Origin of the sequence: Streptomyces incarnatus, from assembly GCF_001027185.1 — a bacterium.
Taxonomy (GTDB): Bacteria; Actinomycetota; Actinomycetes; order Streptomycetales; family Streptomycetaceae; genus Streptomyces; species Streptomyces puniciscabiei.
Genome location: NZ_CP011497.1, coordinates 1145001 through 1158519 on the forward strand (window position 1 = coordinate 1145001; position 13519 = coordinate 1158519).

General features: G+C 71.7%; 14 protein-coding genes. 4 read left to right on the plus strand and 10 right to left on the minus strand.

What is annotated here, in order from left to right; translation table 11 throughout:
• Positions 1–188 precede the first annotated feature (188 nt).
• The 7 genes from ABB07_RS05050 to ABB07_RS05080 are packed head-to-tail and all read right to left on the minus strand — an operon-like array spanning position 189 to position 7191.
• Positions 189–986 carry an ABC transporter ATP-binding protein gene (locus ABB07_RS05050; RefSeq protein WP_208897568.1) on the minus strand — a complete coding sequence of 266 codons (798 nt, stop codon included), beginning with the start codon at positions 984–986 and terminating at the stop codon, positions 189–191.
• The gene (locus tag ABB07_RS05055) at positions 979–1908 is read right to left on the minus strand and encodes an ABC transporter permease (RefSeq protein ID WP_208897569.1); all 930 of its coding nucleotides are present in this window, start codon (positions 1906–1908) and stop codon (positions 979–981) included. Before ABB07_RS05055 ends, ABB07_RS05050 begins: the two co-directional genes overlap by 8 nt.
• A 59-nt stretch (positions 1909–1967) precedes the next feature.
• The gene (locus ABB07_RS05060; RefSeq protein WP_425264683.1) at positions 1968–2840 is read right to left on the minus strand and encodes a glycosyltransferase family 2 protein; all 873 of its coding nucleotides are present in this window, start codon (positions 2838–2840) and stop codon (positions 1968–1970) included.
• A gap of 8 nt (positions 2841–2848) precedes the next feature.
• Positions 2849–3628: a CDP-alcohol phosphatidyltransferase family protein gene (locus ABB07_RS05065; protein WP_208897571.1), complete on the minus strand. Its 780-nt coding sequence runs from the start codon at positions 3626–3628 to the stop codon at positions 2849–2851.
• Positions 3606–4667, minus strand: a complete 1062-nt coding sequence (locus ABB07_RS05070; protein ID WP_208897572.1) for an iron-containing alcohol dehydrogenase family protein — start codon at positions 4665–4667, stop codon at positions 3606–3608. The genes ABB07_RS05065 and ABB07_RS05070 overlap by 23 nt, the downstream gene beginning before the upstream one ends.
• Complete coding sequence (locus ABB07_RS05075) at positions 4655–5407, minus strand: phosphocholine cytidylyltransferase family protein (RefSeq protein WP_208897573.1); 753 nt, start codon at positions 5405–5407, stop codon at positions 4655–4657. The genes ABB07_RS05070 and ABB07_RS05075 overlap by 13 nt, the downstream gene beginning before the upstream one ends.
• Complete coding sequence (locus ABB07_RS05080) at positions 5404–7191, minus strand: DUF5941 domain-containing protein (RefSeq protein ID WP_208897574.1); 1788 nt, start codon at positions 7189–7191, stop codon at positions 5404–5406. The genes ABB07_RS05075 and ABB07_RS05080 overlap by 4 nt, the downstream gene beginning before the upstream one ends.
• Positions 7192–7467: 276 nt before the next feature.
• On the opposite strand from ABB07_RS05080, the gene galE reads away from it, so the two are divergent.
• The 3 genes from galE to idi all read left to right on the plus strand — a co-directional run bounded on the left by galE (position 7468) and on the right by idi (position 10288).
• Complete coding sequence (galE, locus tag ABB07_RS05085) at positions 7468–8436, plus strand: UDP-glucose 4-epimerase GalE (protein WP_208897575.1); 969 nt, start codon at positions 7468–7470, stop codon at positions 8434–8436.
• A 138-nt stretch (positions 8437–8574) separates the two neighbouring features.
• A complete protein-coding gene (locus ABB07_RS05090; RefSeq protein ID WP_208897576.1) occupies positions 8575–9516 on the plus strand; it encodes a cation diffusion facilitator family transporter in 942 nt (313 codons plus the stop codon).
• Positions 9517–9694: 178 nt separating this feature from the next.
• On the plus strand, positions 9695–10288 hold the full coding sequence (gene idi, locus ABB07_RS05095; RefSeq protein WP_208897577.1) for an isopentenyl-diphosphate Delta-isomerase: 594 nt from the start codon (positions 9695–9697) through the stop codon (positions 10286–10288).
• 81 nt (positions 10289–10369) lie between these two features.
• On the opposite strand, the gene ABB07_RS05100 is transcribed toward idi, so the two are convergent.
• Complete coding sequence (locus ABB07_RS05100) at positions 10370–10864, minus strand: ATP-binding protein (protein WP_208903284.1); 495 nt, start codon at positions 10862–10864, stop codon at positions 10370–10372.
• Between the two features lie 183 nt (positions 10865–11047).
• Positions 11048–11638 (minus strand): HdeD family acid-resistance protein, encoded by a 591-nt coding sequence (locus ABB07_RS05105; RefSeq protein WP_208897578.1) that lies wholly within the window; start codon positions 11636–11638, stop codon positions 11048–11050.
• A 138-nt stretch (positions 11639–11776) separates the two neighbouring features.
• On the opposite strand from ABB07_RS05105, the gene ABB07_RS05110 reads away from it, so the two are divergent.
• The gene (locus ABB07_RS05110) at positions 11777–12532 is read left to right on the plus strand and encodes an enoyl-CoA hydratase/isomerase family protein (protein ID WP_208897579.1); all 756 of its coding nucleotides are present in this window, start codon (positions 11777–11779) and stop codon (positions 12530–12532) included.
• Here ABB07_RS05110 and ABB07_RS05115 read toward each other — a convergent pair.
• Positions 12519–13154, minus strand: a complete 636-nt coding sequence (locus ABB07_RS05115; protein ID WP_208897580.1) for a DJ-1/PfpI family protein — start codon at positions 13152–13154, stop codon at positions 12519–12521. The genes ABB07_RS05110 and ABB07_RS05115 overlap by 14 nt on opposite strands.
• Positions 13155–13519: the final 365 nt, after the last annotated feature.

Here is a 13519-nt window from a genome sequence, read left to right on the forward strand (position 1 = left end):
CACTTGCCGCTTTCCGGCACCGGTACAGCTTACGTTGTACAACGCAGCAAGGTTCGTCGGGGTGTCCTGCACATCACAACAACACACCGATTGGCGTCAAGATTCCCCACTCCAAACGGAGTTGACGGTTCCTTTGCGGACGCCGGGCCCCGCCGGACGACTTCCGGCGGGGCCCTGGCCGAAACGGGCTACTTGCCCGTGAACTTCTCGTACTCCTTCAAGACCTCTTCGGTCGGTCCGTCCATGCGCAGTTCACCGCGCTCCAGCCACAGGACGCGGTCGCAGGTGTCCCGGATGGACTTGTTGTTGTGACTGACCAGGAACACCGTCCCGGCCTCCTTGCGCAGTTCCCGGATGCGTTCCTCGGAGCGCATCTGGAACTTGCGGTCACCGGTGGCGAGCGCCTCGTCGATCATGAGGACGTCGTGGTCCTTGGCGGCGGCGATGGAGAACCGCAGCCGGGCGGCCATGCCCGAGGAGTACGTGCGCATCGGCAGGGTGATGAAGTCGCCCTTCTCGTTGATCCCGGAGAAGTCGACGATCTCCTGGTAGCGCTCCTTGATCTGCTCCCGGGACATACCCATGGCGAGGCCGCCCAGGATCACGTTCCGCTCACCGGTCAGGTCGTTCATCAGGGCCGCGTTGACGCCGAGCAGCGAGGGCTGGCCGTCGGTGTAGACCTTGCCCCGCTCCGCGGGCAGCAGACCGGCGATGGCGCGCAGCAGCGTGGACTTGCCGGAGCCGTTGGAGCCGATCAGGCCGATGGCCTCGCCGCGGTAGGCCACGAAGGACACCCCGCGCACGGCGTGCACCTTGCGCACCCCGCGCGCCGCGTCGTCGGAGCCGCGCCTCAGGATCCGGCTGAGGGCGGCGGTCGCGCTGCCCTTGCCGGTCCTGGCGCCGTTGACGCGGTAGACGATGTGCAGGTCGTCGGCGATGACCGTGGGGCACCGGTCCTCGCGGGCCCGGTCGTTCTGCTCAGCCACGGCCGTACCTCTCCTCCGCCTTCCAGAAGTACACGAACCCGCCGGCGAAGACGGCCACGGCCCAGAACAGCGCGATGGCCCACACGTGCGGCGGCAGGTTCGAGGCGCCGTAGCCGTCGATCAGCGCGTAGCGCATCAGGTCCATGTAGACCGCGGCCGGGTTGACCTGGAGCAGCCGGACCGCGATCTCCGAGCGGCCCTCCATCATCTTGTTGATGGAGAACATGACGCCGGAGGTGTACATCCAGGTGCGCAGGACGAACGGCATCAGCTGGGCGAGGTCGGGCGTCTTGGCGCCCATGCGGGCCACGATCAGCGCGAGCCCGGTGTTGAACAGGAACTGCAGCAGCAGGACCGGCACGATCAGCAGCCAGCCGAGGCTCGGGTAGCTGCCGAAGCCGATCGCCACGACGAACATCACGATCATCGAGAACAGCAGTTGCTGGAGCTGCTGCAGCGAGAAGGAGATGGGCAGCGAGGCGCGCGGGAAGTGCAGGGCGCGCACCAGGCCCAGGTTGCCGGAGATCGCCCGGACACCCGACATGACCGAGCTCTGCGTGAAGGTGAACACGAACACGCCCGTGACCAGGAACGGGATGTACACGTCCTGGGACAGGCCGCGGCTCGCGTGCAGGATCACGCCGAAGATGAAGTAGTACACGCCCGCGTTCAGCAGCGGCGTCGCCACCTGCCACAGCTGGCCCAGCTTGGCCTGGCTGTACTGCGCCGTCAGCTTCGCCTGGGAGAAGGCGAGGATGAAGTGGCGCCGGCCCCACAGCTGGCGGACGTAACCGGGCAGCGAGGGACGGGCGCCGCTCACGGCGAGCCCGTACTTGGCGGCGAGCTGCGCCGGTGTCAGCCCCTCGTCGATCGGCGGTATCGCGTTCACCGCGACACCGCCGTCATGGGTTGTGTGACTCACGAGTGGAAATCCGGACTCTCTGGTAAGAAGCTTGCTCTCTTCAGGTAAGAGCTAGCTTCTCAGATCACCGGGGGCCGGCCCAGCCGGGTCAGCCGCCACACCGTGCGCCAGCGCATCGGACGGCGGGGACCGCACGGAGTGGTCCAGCCCTCCTTGAACCCGCCGAACCAGGCCTTGAGGGCCGGGCGGGAGGGGCGGCGCAGCAGCGTGAGCAGCATCCAGACCCCGAGGTAGACGGGGACCAGCGGCACGGGGAGGTTGCGGCGGGCCAGCCACACGCGGTTGCGGGCGACCATGCGGTGGTAGACCGCGTGCCGCGAGGGCGCGGTCGTCGGGTGGTACAGGACCATGTCCGACCGGTAGTCGATCATCCAGCCGGCGTCGAGGGCCCGCCAGGCCAGGTCGGTCTCCTCATGGGCGTAGAAGAACTCGTCCGGCAGCCCGCCGACCTCGGCGAACACCCGGGTGCGGACGGCGTTGGCGCCGCCCAGGAAGGTGGTGACCCGGGAGGAGCGCATCGGGTCGGAGGCGCGCAGCCGGGGCACGTGGCGGCGCTGGGTCTCGCCGGTCTCCGGGTCGGCGATGCGGAAGCTGATGATGCCGAGCTCCGGATCGGCCTCGAAGGCCTCGCGGCACAGCTGGGCGGTGTCGTGGCGGGCGAGCAGCCCGTCGTCGTCGAGGAAGAGCAATATGTCGACATCGCGGCCGCTGGGCCCGAAGGCCTCGATGCCGACGTTGCGGCCGCCGGGGATGCCCAGGTTCTCGGGCAGCTCGATGGTCCGTACGCCGTCGGGCACGTCCGGGACCGGTGAGCCGTTGCCGACGACGACCACCTCGACCCGGTCCCCGTCCTGTGCCGCGACCGAGTCGAGCAGGGCCCGCAGCTCCTCGGGCCGGTTGCCCATGGTGATGACGACGGCGCCGACCCGCATGCCCGTACTCACTTCAGCCTGCTGGAGGCGAGGATGGACACCAGGTGCAGCAGGGTCTGCAGCAGGGCGATGCCGGCCAGCACCGCGACCCCCAGCCGGGACAGGAACAGGTCGCCGCGCACCTGGTCGGCGATCGCCAGGACCAGGATGAGCAGCGACGCCTCGATGCCGAGGATCAGCCGGTGGAACTTCAGCATCGCGGCGGCCTTGCGGGCCAGCGCCATCCCGGAGGAGCGCATCTCGGACGCCGACTCCTGCACCGGCGGCTTGCCGGCCTGGTGACGGGCGACGCCGACGAGGTCGGTCTCGGCCTTGATGAGGATGGCGCCGAGCGCGGCGAGCGTGCCGAGGAAGGCCCACAGCCAGTCGATACGGCCGCCGCCCCACGGGTCGGCCGCGCGCAGGCCGAAGCCGGTGAGCACCGCGGCGTCGGTGAGATAGGCGCCGACCCGGTCCAGGTAGACGCCGTTCAGCGAGTACTGCTTCTTCCAGCGCGCGATCTCGCCGTCGACGCAGTCCAGCAGCAGGTACATCTGGACGCACACCACGCCGAGCACGGCGCCCCAGATCCCCGGCACGAGAAGGGCCGGGGCCGCGAGCACGCCGAAGACGGTCATCAGGTACGTGAGCTGGTTGGGCGTGACCCTGGTGTTCACCAGATAGCGGTCGACCCGCAGGGACACCTCGCGCATGTAGAGGCGCCCCATCCAGTGCTCACCGCTGCGCCGGTCCTTCACCCCCGCGGGGTGCACGACCGGACGGAGTTCAGCTACCGATGGCCTTGACATAGTCGGCGTAGATGTCCTTGATCTGGTTCGTCTTGAGGTCGAGGTGCTCGATGATCGTGTAGCGGCCGGGGCGGGTCTCCGGGGCGAACTCCACCGCCCGCACGAACTCGTCCACGGTGAAGCCGATCTCCTCCGGCAGCACCGGAAGCCCGTGGCGGCGCAGCACCTCGGCCATGTACGCCGACTCCTCGTGCGCTCCGCGCAGGTACATCGCGAAGGCCGCGCCCAGGCCGCACTGCTCGCCGTGGGCGGCCGCGCGCTTCGGGTAGAGCAGGTCGAAGGCGTGGTTGATCTCGTGGCAGGCGCCGGAGGACGGACGGGAGTCGCCCGACACGGACATGGCGATACCGGTGAGGACCAGCGCCTCGGCCAGCACCTGCAGGAAGCCGTCGTCACCGATGCCGCCCGGGTGCCGGAGCACCGCCTCCCCGGCCTGCCGGGCCATGGCGGCGGCCAGGCCGTCGATCTTCTCGCCGTTGACGCGGTTGGCCAGCTCCCAGTCCGCGACCGCGGAGATGTTGGAGATGGCGTCACCGATGCCGGAGCGCACGAACCGGACCGGGGCCTCGCGGATCACGTTGAGATCGATGACCACCGCGATCGGGTTCGGCACGCCGTACGAGCCGCGGCCCGCGTCGTTGTCCAGGGTCGCGACGGGCGAGCACAGGCCGTCGTGCGCGAGGTTGGTGGCGACGGCGACCAGCGGCAGGCCGACACGGGCCGCCGCGAACTTGGCACAGTCGATGATCTTGCCGCCGCCGAGACCCACGACCGCGTCGTAGTGGCCGGCCTTGATGTCGCTCGCCAGCCGGACCGCGTCGTCGATGGTGCCGCCGCCGACCTCGAACCAGTCGGCGCCGGGCAGCGTGGGAGCGACGCGCTCACGCAGCCGGGCGCCCGAACCGCCGCTGACGGCGACGGCGAGCCGGCCGGACTGCGAGATGCGCTCGTCGGCGAGGACACCGGCCAGGTCGTCCAGGGCACCCGCGCGGATGTCCACCACGACCGGCGAGGGAATCAGCCGGGTCAGTACTGGCACGCGATCGCCCGTCCCTTGGCGAGGTCGTCGTGGTTGTCGATCTCGACCCACTGGACGTCGCCGATCGGCGCCACGTCGATCCGGAAGCCGCGGTTGACCAGCTCCTGGTACCCGTGCTCGTAGAACTGCTGCGGGTCGGTCTCCCAGACCGTCTTCAGCGCGTCGGCCAGCTCGGGGGCGGCGTCGCCCTCGATCAGGGTGACGCCGATGTACTCGCCGGTCGCCTCGGCCGGGTCCATCAGCTTGGTGATCTTCGTCATGCCCTGCCCGGGGTCGACGACGACCTTCATCTCCTCGTCCGCGAGGGACTTCACGGTGTCCAGCGCGAGGATGATCTTCTTACCTTCGCCACGTGCCGCGAGCAGCGTCTTCTCGACGGAGACCGGGTGGACGGTGTCGCCGTTGGCGAGGATCACACCGTCCTTGAGGGCGTCACGGCCGCACCACAGGGAGTAGGCGTTGTTCCACTCCTCGGCCTTGTCGTTGTCGATGAGGGTGAGCTTGAGGCCGTACTTCTGCTCCAGGGCCGCCTTGCGCTCGTACACGGCCTCCTTGCGGTAGCCGACGATGATCGCGGCCTCGGTCAGGCCGACCTCGGCGAAGTTCGCGAGGGTGAGGTCCAGCACGGTCGGCTCGCCCTCTATACCCGCGGGCCCCACCGGCACCAGCGCCTTGGGCAGGGTGTCGGTGTAGGGGCGCAGACGCCGTCCGGCGCCGGCCGCCAGCACGAGGCCGATCATGCGGGTTCTCCTTCGTCGTGTACGGCGGGCGCCCCAGCGGACACCCAGAAGCGGATGCTCTCGACGAGCACCACGAGGGCGACGGCCACGGCGAGGACCGTGAGCGCGACCGTGAACTGCGCGGCGGTGAGCACCGCGGCCAGGACGGTGACGAGCAGTGTCCGCCCGTCGTGCCCCCCGATGGAGCGCACCAGCCAGGCCGGGGGCGCTCCGGCGTTGCCGCGGATGCGGTACACCGTGTCGTAGTGATGGTAGGCGACGGCGGCCACCAGCCCGAAAGCCGCCGGAAGCGCCCCGTTTACCCCCGCCTTACCCGCGAGCGCGAGGACGGTGCCGTACTCGGCGGCGCGGAAGAGGGGCGGGACCAGCCAGTCGAGGGCGCCCTTGAGGGGGCGGTACAGCGCCTGACCGGAGGTGACGGCGTAGACGACGGCACCCGCGACGGGGGCCCAGGTCACGCCGGAGAAGAGGGATACGGCGAGGATGGCGGTACCGGCGAGCGCCACCAGGAACGGGGAGCCGAGGCGGGCGGGCGTGGAGCGGGCCACGAGGGAGGCGGCCGGGCCGTTGTCGGCGAGGTCCGCGAGCGCCCCGGCGGCCCGGTCGGTGCGCCGGGCCCTGCGGGTCAGCGAGCGCAGCACGCGTCCGGCCGTGGTGTAGGCGGCCGCGAAGGCGCAGCCGATGAGCAGCGCGTAGAAGGTGATGCGCGGGGTGGTGGCCGCGGTGAGGAGCGCGATCATCGCCCAGCGCTCGCCGATCGGCAGCACGATCATCCGCCGTACCCACACCGTCCAGCCGACGCTGTCCAGCTTGTCGGAGAGGGCGGCGGTGGGGCTGGTGTTGGCGGTGGCGTCGTGGTTGGCCTCGTTGAAGGAGAAGTCGACCACGTGCCGGCAGGTCTGCAGGACCATCGCGCCGAGGGCGAGGGCCCACACGTCGTCGCCGCCCCGGGCCGCTCCGAGGGCGAGACCCGCGTAGTAGGCGTACTCCTTGGCCCGGTCGAAGGTGGCGTCGAGCCAGGCGCCGAGGGTGGAGTACTTCAGGGCGTAGCGGGCGAGCTGGCCGTCGGTGCAGTCCAGCACGAAGGAGGCGATCAGCAGCACACCGGCCGCGACGAAGCCGGCGCGGGTGCCGGTCGCCGCGCAGGCCGCCGCTGTCAGGGCGGTGAGCAGCGAGGCCGTGGTGACCTGGTTCGGGGTCAGGCCGCGGCGGGCGCACCAGCGGGCGAGGTAGCGCGAGTAAGGGCTGATGAAGAACGTGGTGAAGAAGCCGTCGCGGGACTTCACCGCCGACTTCAGGCGTACGGCCTCGTCGTCGACGGCGGCGACGGCCTGCCGCGCCTCGTTGCGGGCCTGCGGGTCGGCGGGCACGGCGGCGACCAGGCTGCCCAGCTCCGGCCGGTGCACCTCGCAGCCGTCGGCGTCGAGGGCGGTGACGATGCGGTCGGCGAGGCTGTCCACCGCGAGGGCGGTGCCGCCGCCGGCCGAGGTCTCGCGGGCCACGGCCCGGGTCAGCGCCTGCCGGGCCGCCGGCTGGGCGGTGACGGCGCCGGGGACCGCGGAGAGCGGGAAGCGCGGGTCGGTCAGGCCGAGGCGCAGCGCGTGGGCGTGGCCGACGAAGCGGGCGTCGACCAGGGCCACGCGCTCGCCGGCGGGTGCGGCGGCGAGCAGGGTCTCGGCCTCGGCGGAGTCCGCTGCCACCCGGACGTCGAAGCCGAGGGACCGCAGATCGTTCTCGAGTGACGATCCGGGGACCGGCTGACCGGTGACGATGGCGGTCGACAACCGAACTCACTCCCTGGGTGCCGGCGCGGTGGCGCCGGATCTCTTACGTGGTGGGGCGCCCTGCCAGCGGCACCCGGGCGGCATGTCGGCAGAGGCTATCGGATGGGCGGGAGCCCATGTTCACCGGCCGTTCACGGCCCGGCCCACGGAGGCTGCCCGGGCCTTTGCCGCGATCATCATCGGTGATCCGGGGCCCGCCCCACAAACCGCCGGACGCAGATCCGGGCAACCGGGACACCTGAGCGGTCCGCACGGGTCCGCATAGGCTGGACAACCATGACATGGCTGATCACCGGCGGAGCCGGATACATCGGGGCGCACGTGGCACGGGCCATGGCCGGCGCCGGGGAGAGCGTCGTGGCGCTGGACGACCTGTCGGCGGCGGTGCCCGCGCGGCTCCCGGCGGACGTCCCGCTCGTCCGGGGCTCGACGCTGGACGGGGACCTGCTGAAGCGGGTCCTGGCCGAGTACGGCGTCACGGGCGTCGTCCACCTCGCGGCACGCAAGCAGGTGGCCGAGTCGGTGGCCCAGCCCACCCGGTACTACCGGGAGAACGTCGGCGGCCTGGCCACCCTGCTGGACGCGGTGGCCGAGGCCGGGGTCGACCGCCTGGTGTTCTCCTCCTCCGCGGCGGTGTACGGCAACCCGGACACGGACCTGATCACCGAGGACACCCCGTGCGCGCCGGTGAACCCGTACGGCGAGACCAAGCTGGCCGGTGAGTGGCTGGTGCGGGCGGCCGGAAAGGCGCACGGAATCTCCACGGTGTGCCTGCGCTACTTCAACGTGGCGGGCGCGGCGGCGCCGGAACTCGCGGACACGGGCGTGTTCAACATCGTGCCGATGGTCTTCGACCGGCTCACCCGGGACGAGGCCCCGCGGATCTTCGGGGACGACTATCCGACGCCGGACGGCACCTGTATCCGGGACTACATCCATGTGGCCGACCTCGCCGGGGCCCACCTCGCGGCGGCGCGGCGGCTCGCCGACGGTTCCGTCTCCGGCGACCTGACCCTGAACATCGGGCGGGGCGAGGGCGTCTCGGTACGCGAGCTGATCACGGTGATCGGGGAGGTCACCGGGGACCGCAGGGAGCCGGTGGTCCAGGCGCGCCGGCCGGGCGACGCGCCGCGCGCGGTCGCCTCCGCCGAGCGGGCCGCCGAACAGCTGGGCTGGCGGGCCGGGCGCGGGGTGCGCGAGATGGTGGAGTCGGCCTGGCGGGGCTGGCAGCTGCATCACGGGTGAGCAACCGCACCCGCCCTGACCTGCGGAACGTTTCCGCAGGTCAGGGCACATGACAACGGTGTTCAGTGCCGCGTTGCCCCATACCCCCCACCCGTAGTTCACTGGGCTCTGCCGGACGGACAGGGAAGGGCGGATCGCATGGGGGCAGGGCACGACCACGGGCACGCGCACAGCCATGTGCCGCCCACGGGTACGGCCGCGGCAGCGTACCGGGGCCGGCTGCGGATCGCGCTGGGCATCACGCTGACGATCATGGTGGTGGAGATCGCCGGCGGCCTGCTCGCGGACTCGCTGGCGCTGATCACGGACGCGGCGCACATGGCGACCGACGCGGTGGGCCTCGGCATGGCGCTGCTCGCGATCCGCTTCGCGAACCGCCCGCCGAGCACCAACCGCACCTTCGGCTACGCCCGCGCCGAGATCCTCGCCGCCCTGGCCAACTGTGTGCTGCTGCTCGGCGTCGGCGGATACGTCCTGTACGAGGCCGTGCAGCGGTTCGTGACGCCCGCGGAGACCCGGGGCGGACTGATGGTCGTGTTCGGTCTGGTCGGCCTGGTCGGGAACTCGGTCTCGCTGACCCTGCTGATGCGCGGGCAGAAGGAGAGCCTGAACGTGCGCGGCGCCTTCCTGGAGGTCGCCGCGGACGCGCTGGGCTCGTTCGCGGTGCTGGTCTCGGCGCTGGTGATCCTGACCACCGGCTGGCAGGGCGCCGACCCGGTCGCCTCGCTGGTCATCGGCGTGATGATCGTGCCGAGGACGCTGAAGCTGCTGCGCGAGACGCTGGACGTGCTGCTGGAGGCGGCGCCGAAGGGCGTCGACATGGCCGAGGTGCGGGCGCACATCCTGGCGCTGGACGGCGTGGAGGACGTACACGACCTGCACGCGTGGACGATCACCTCCGGGATGCCGGTGCTGTCGGCGCACGTGGTGGTCAGCTCGGACGTGCTCAGCGCCGTCGGCCACGAGAAGCTGCTGCACGAGCTGCAGGGCTGCCTCGGCGACCACTTCGACGTGGAGCACTGCACCTTCCAGCTGGAGCCGAGCGGGCACGCGGCGCACGAGGCCCGGCTGTGCCACTGACGGTGCGCACAGCTGTTCGACACCCGTCGCGGACGGTTCCCTGATCCGCGGACCGGGCACGATGATCTACCGGGTCCGCCTTCCGGTGCCGCGCCGCGCGCGGACGTGCGGGGAAGTGCCGGGAGTGCCGGATTCGTACGGCAGACTTGGGGTGCGAAGACCGAGGCGAAGGATGGGTATGCCGATCACACCTGCCACCGCGACGCACAGCTCGTCGAACGGCACCGCAGAGGCGATTTTGCTGGAACTGGTCGACGAGAAGGGTGTGACGATCGGTACGGCGGAGAAGCTGGCCGCCCATCAGCCGCCGGGGCAGCTGCACCGCGCGTTCTCCGTGTTCCTCTTCGACGAACAGGGCCGGCTGCTGCTCCAGCAGCGGGCGCTCGGCAAGTACCACTCCCCCGGTGTGTGGTCCAACACCTGCTGCGGCCACCCGTACCCGGGCGAGGCGCCGTTCGCCGCCGCTGCCCGGCGCACCTTCGAGGAGCTCGGCGTGTCGCCCTCGCTGCTGGCGGAGGCGGGCACGGTCCGCTACAACCACCCGGATCCGGCCTCGGGCCTGGTCGAGCAGGAGTACAACCACTTGTTCGTAGGCCTGGTGCAGGCGCCGCCGGCGCCGGACCCGGAGGAGATCGCCCAGACCGCCTTCGTGACCGCGGCCGAGCTGGCCGAACGGCACGCGCGCGACCCCTTCTCGGCCTGGTTCATGACCGTCCTGGACGCGGCCCGTCCGGCGATCAGGGAGCTGACGGGCCCGTCCGCGGGCTGGTGAACGGTTCTGAGGCAGACGCGCGCGCCTGCCGTGGGGCAGGCCCGCGGACCGGCTGTCGGACGGGCGCGCGGGCCCGGCGTGCTACGGCAGCGTCGTGGACTTGAGCGGCAGGGCGGCCCAGATCACCTTGCCGCCGCTCGCGGTGTGCTCCACGTCGACCGTGCCGCCCGCCTCCCGTGCCACCTCACGGACCAGCAGCAGGCCCCGGCCGCCGGTCTGGCCGTGGTCGGCCTCCAGGGCGGTCGGGCGGTAGGGGTGGTTGTCCTCCACGGACACCCGCACCCACTCGGCTCCGACGGCGACCTCCACGGCCAGCATCGGCGACAGCAGCGCCGCGTGCCGGACCGCGTTGGTGACCAGCTCGGAGACGATCAGCAGCAGGCCGTGCACCAGCTCGTCGGAGACCGGCACGCCCTGGCGCAGCAGCAGGTCCCGTACGGCGTGCCGGGCCTGCGGGACCGAGGCGTCCACCGCGGCGGCGGTGAACCGCCAGACGCCTTCGTACGGCAGTGGATCGGGCGGCCGCTCGGCGCCCCCCGCTGGGCGCGGGCCGTCCCCGCGCCCGTGGTTGTCCATCGTCCGGTCGCCACCCTCGCGCTCGATTGTCACCACACGTCGAGTGTTGGTAACGCGCCGCTCCGGTCCACGGGACTGAACACAAGTCAGCGGGTATCGAGCGCTTTCTGACCGAGTGCGTATGACACGGTCACGTGTGGGACTGTTCCTGTCGCCCGGACGCCGGATCACGGACTACTCGGGTCATGCGGGTCCAGGCTGCTCCCGCTCGGAGACGAGACCGACGATACGGCGCCCGCCGTAGCCGGTGGCCACGAGGCCGAGGCCGTCGAAGAGCAGGGCGAGCGAGATGAAGGCACCGATGACGTATTGACTGCTGCTCGGCCAGGAGCCGAGGACCAGGATGCCGAGCAGCAGGTCGAAGGCGCCGAGCAGCAGCGTCCAGCCCAGCTGCGGTCCGCGCACGACCAAGCCGCCGACCAGCCGGAAGAAGCCCGCAGTGAGGAACAGCAGCGCGGCGAACATGGTCAGCGCGGCGGCCGTGGCGTGCGGCAGGCGGATGACGACGATGCCGGCCGCGATGTTGAGGGCGGCGACGATGACCCCGAGCCAGAAGAAGCCGGTGCCGCGGGCCTGGACGGCGTGCAGCAGCCCGACGATCCCGCCGATCAGCAGCAGCCAGCCGAACAGCAGCATCGAGGTGAGCGTGGCGACCGCGGTGTAGACGAGTCCGACGATCCCGGCGAGCACGAGGAGCACCCCGAGCACGGCGAGCCAGCTGAAGCCGCGGTGGAGTTTCGTCGCGCTGTCGCCGCGTGTGCCGGCCCTGGCCATCGCGACCTCCTCGGTCCACGCCGTCCGCCACCCCCTGCCCCTCTCACCCCTTTGTCCCCTTTACGCGAGTTTCTTAACGCCTCACCTCTGCCGACCCGCGCTCTCCGTACCGCTCGGACCCCCCGATACGATCCGCGCATGGAGCCCCAGCTGTCGCACCGCACCGAAGGCGCTGTCGCCACCGTCGTCATCCGCAACCCGGCCAAGCGCAACGCCATGACCGCCGCGATGTGGCGGGCCCTGCCGCCGCTGCTGGACGACTTGGCGCGCGATCCCGGCGTACGGGCCCTGGTGCTCACCGGCGAGGGCGGGACCTTTTGCGCGGGGGCCGACATCAGCACCCTCCGGGGCTCTCCCGAGGAGGCACAGGGACTCGCCGTGGCCGCCGAGGAGGCGCTCGCCGCGTTCCCCAAGCCGACCGTGGCCGCCGTGCGCGGTCACTGCGTGGGCGGTGGGGCACAGCTCGCCGCGGCCTGCGATCTGCGGCTGGCGGAGGAGGGCGCTCTGTTCGGGGTGACTCCGGCGCGGCTCGGCATCGTGTATCCGGCCTCCTCGACCCGCCGGCTGCTCTCGCTGGTGGGGCCGGCCACCGCCAAGTACCTGCTGTTCACGGCCGAGTTGATCGACACCGGGCGGGCGCTCGCCGCCGGGCTGGTGGACGAGGTGCTGCCGGAGGGCGAACTGTCCAAGCGGGTCGCGGAGTTGGCCCGGATCCTGGTCTCCCGCTCGCAGCTCACCCAGGCCGCCGCGAAGGAGTTCGCGGGCGGCCGTACCGACCGGGACGCCCACTGGGCGCGGGCGGCCCGCGGCAACCCCGACACCGCGGAAGGGGTCGCCGCGTTCCTGGAGCGCCGGCAGCCGCGCTTCACGTGGAGCGTGGCTACGTCAGACTGAACCGTCCGCCGGTGCGCAGTTCCTCGACGAGGTGCGCGGGCGCCTTGTGCGGGGAACCGGCGTCGTAGGGCGGCTGGGGGTCGTACTCGGTCAGCAGCTGGACGGCCTGGGCGTGTTCGTCGCCCGCGATCCGGCCGGTCAGGGTGAGCGCCATGTCGATGCCGGCGGAGACCCCCGCCGCCGTGACGTACTTGCCGTCGGTGACGACCCGGTCGCCGGTGGGTGCGGCGCCGAACTCCTTCAGCAGGTCCAGGGCGGCCCAGTGGCTGGTCGCGCGGCGGTCGCGCAGCAGCCCCGCGGCGGCGAGCAGCAGCGAGCCGGAGCAGACCGAGGTCGTCCAGGTGCTCGTCGCGTCGGCCGCGCGCAGCCAGTCCAGCAGCGCCGGGTTCTTCAGCTGGTCGACGGTGCCGGGCCCTCCCGGGACGACCAGCAGGTCGGGGCCGCGCACCTCGTCGAGGGCCTGGTCGGCGGTGACGGCGAGAGCCCCCGTGTCGGTGCGGACGGGACCGGTGCGCTCGGCGACGAACACGGTCTCGGCACCGGGGAGCCGGGAGAGGATCTCGTACGGGCCGACGGCGTCGAGGGCGGTGAACCGGTCGTAGACGACGATGGCGATCTGCATGGTGTGTCCCTTCGGTGATCGAAGCGGCGCCGCCCGGTGGGTCCCAGGGGCGACAGCGGGGCGGAGGCCGTGACGAGGGGTGACGGGGTTCAGTGGGGGCGGCGGCGGGCGCCGGGGGCGGGTGCGGGGGCCGACCATCCGGGGTCGATGGGGGCCCTGGCGGGCGAGGGCCGAGGCGAGCCTCCGTGGCGGCGAAGCGGGTGGGCGAGCGCGGGGGCGGAGCTTCAGGAGTGGACCTTGGTCGGACATGGGGCGCGATCGGTCGGTGGCCGGGCGTTGGTGGACGGTCACGGCAGTCGGCCCGGCGGCCGGGGGGCGTGAGCGCTCACGACCGTCGGCGGCCGGGAATCAGCCGGCAACGGCGA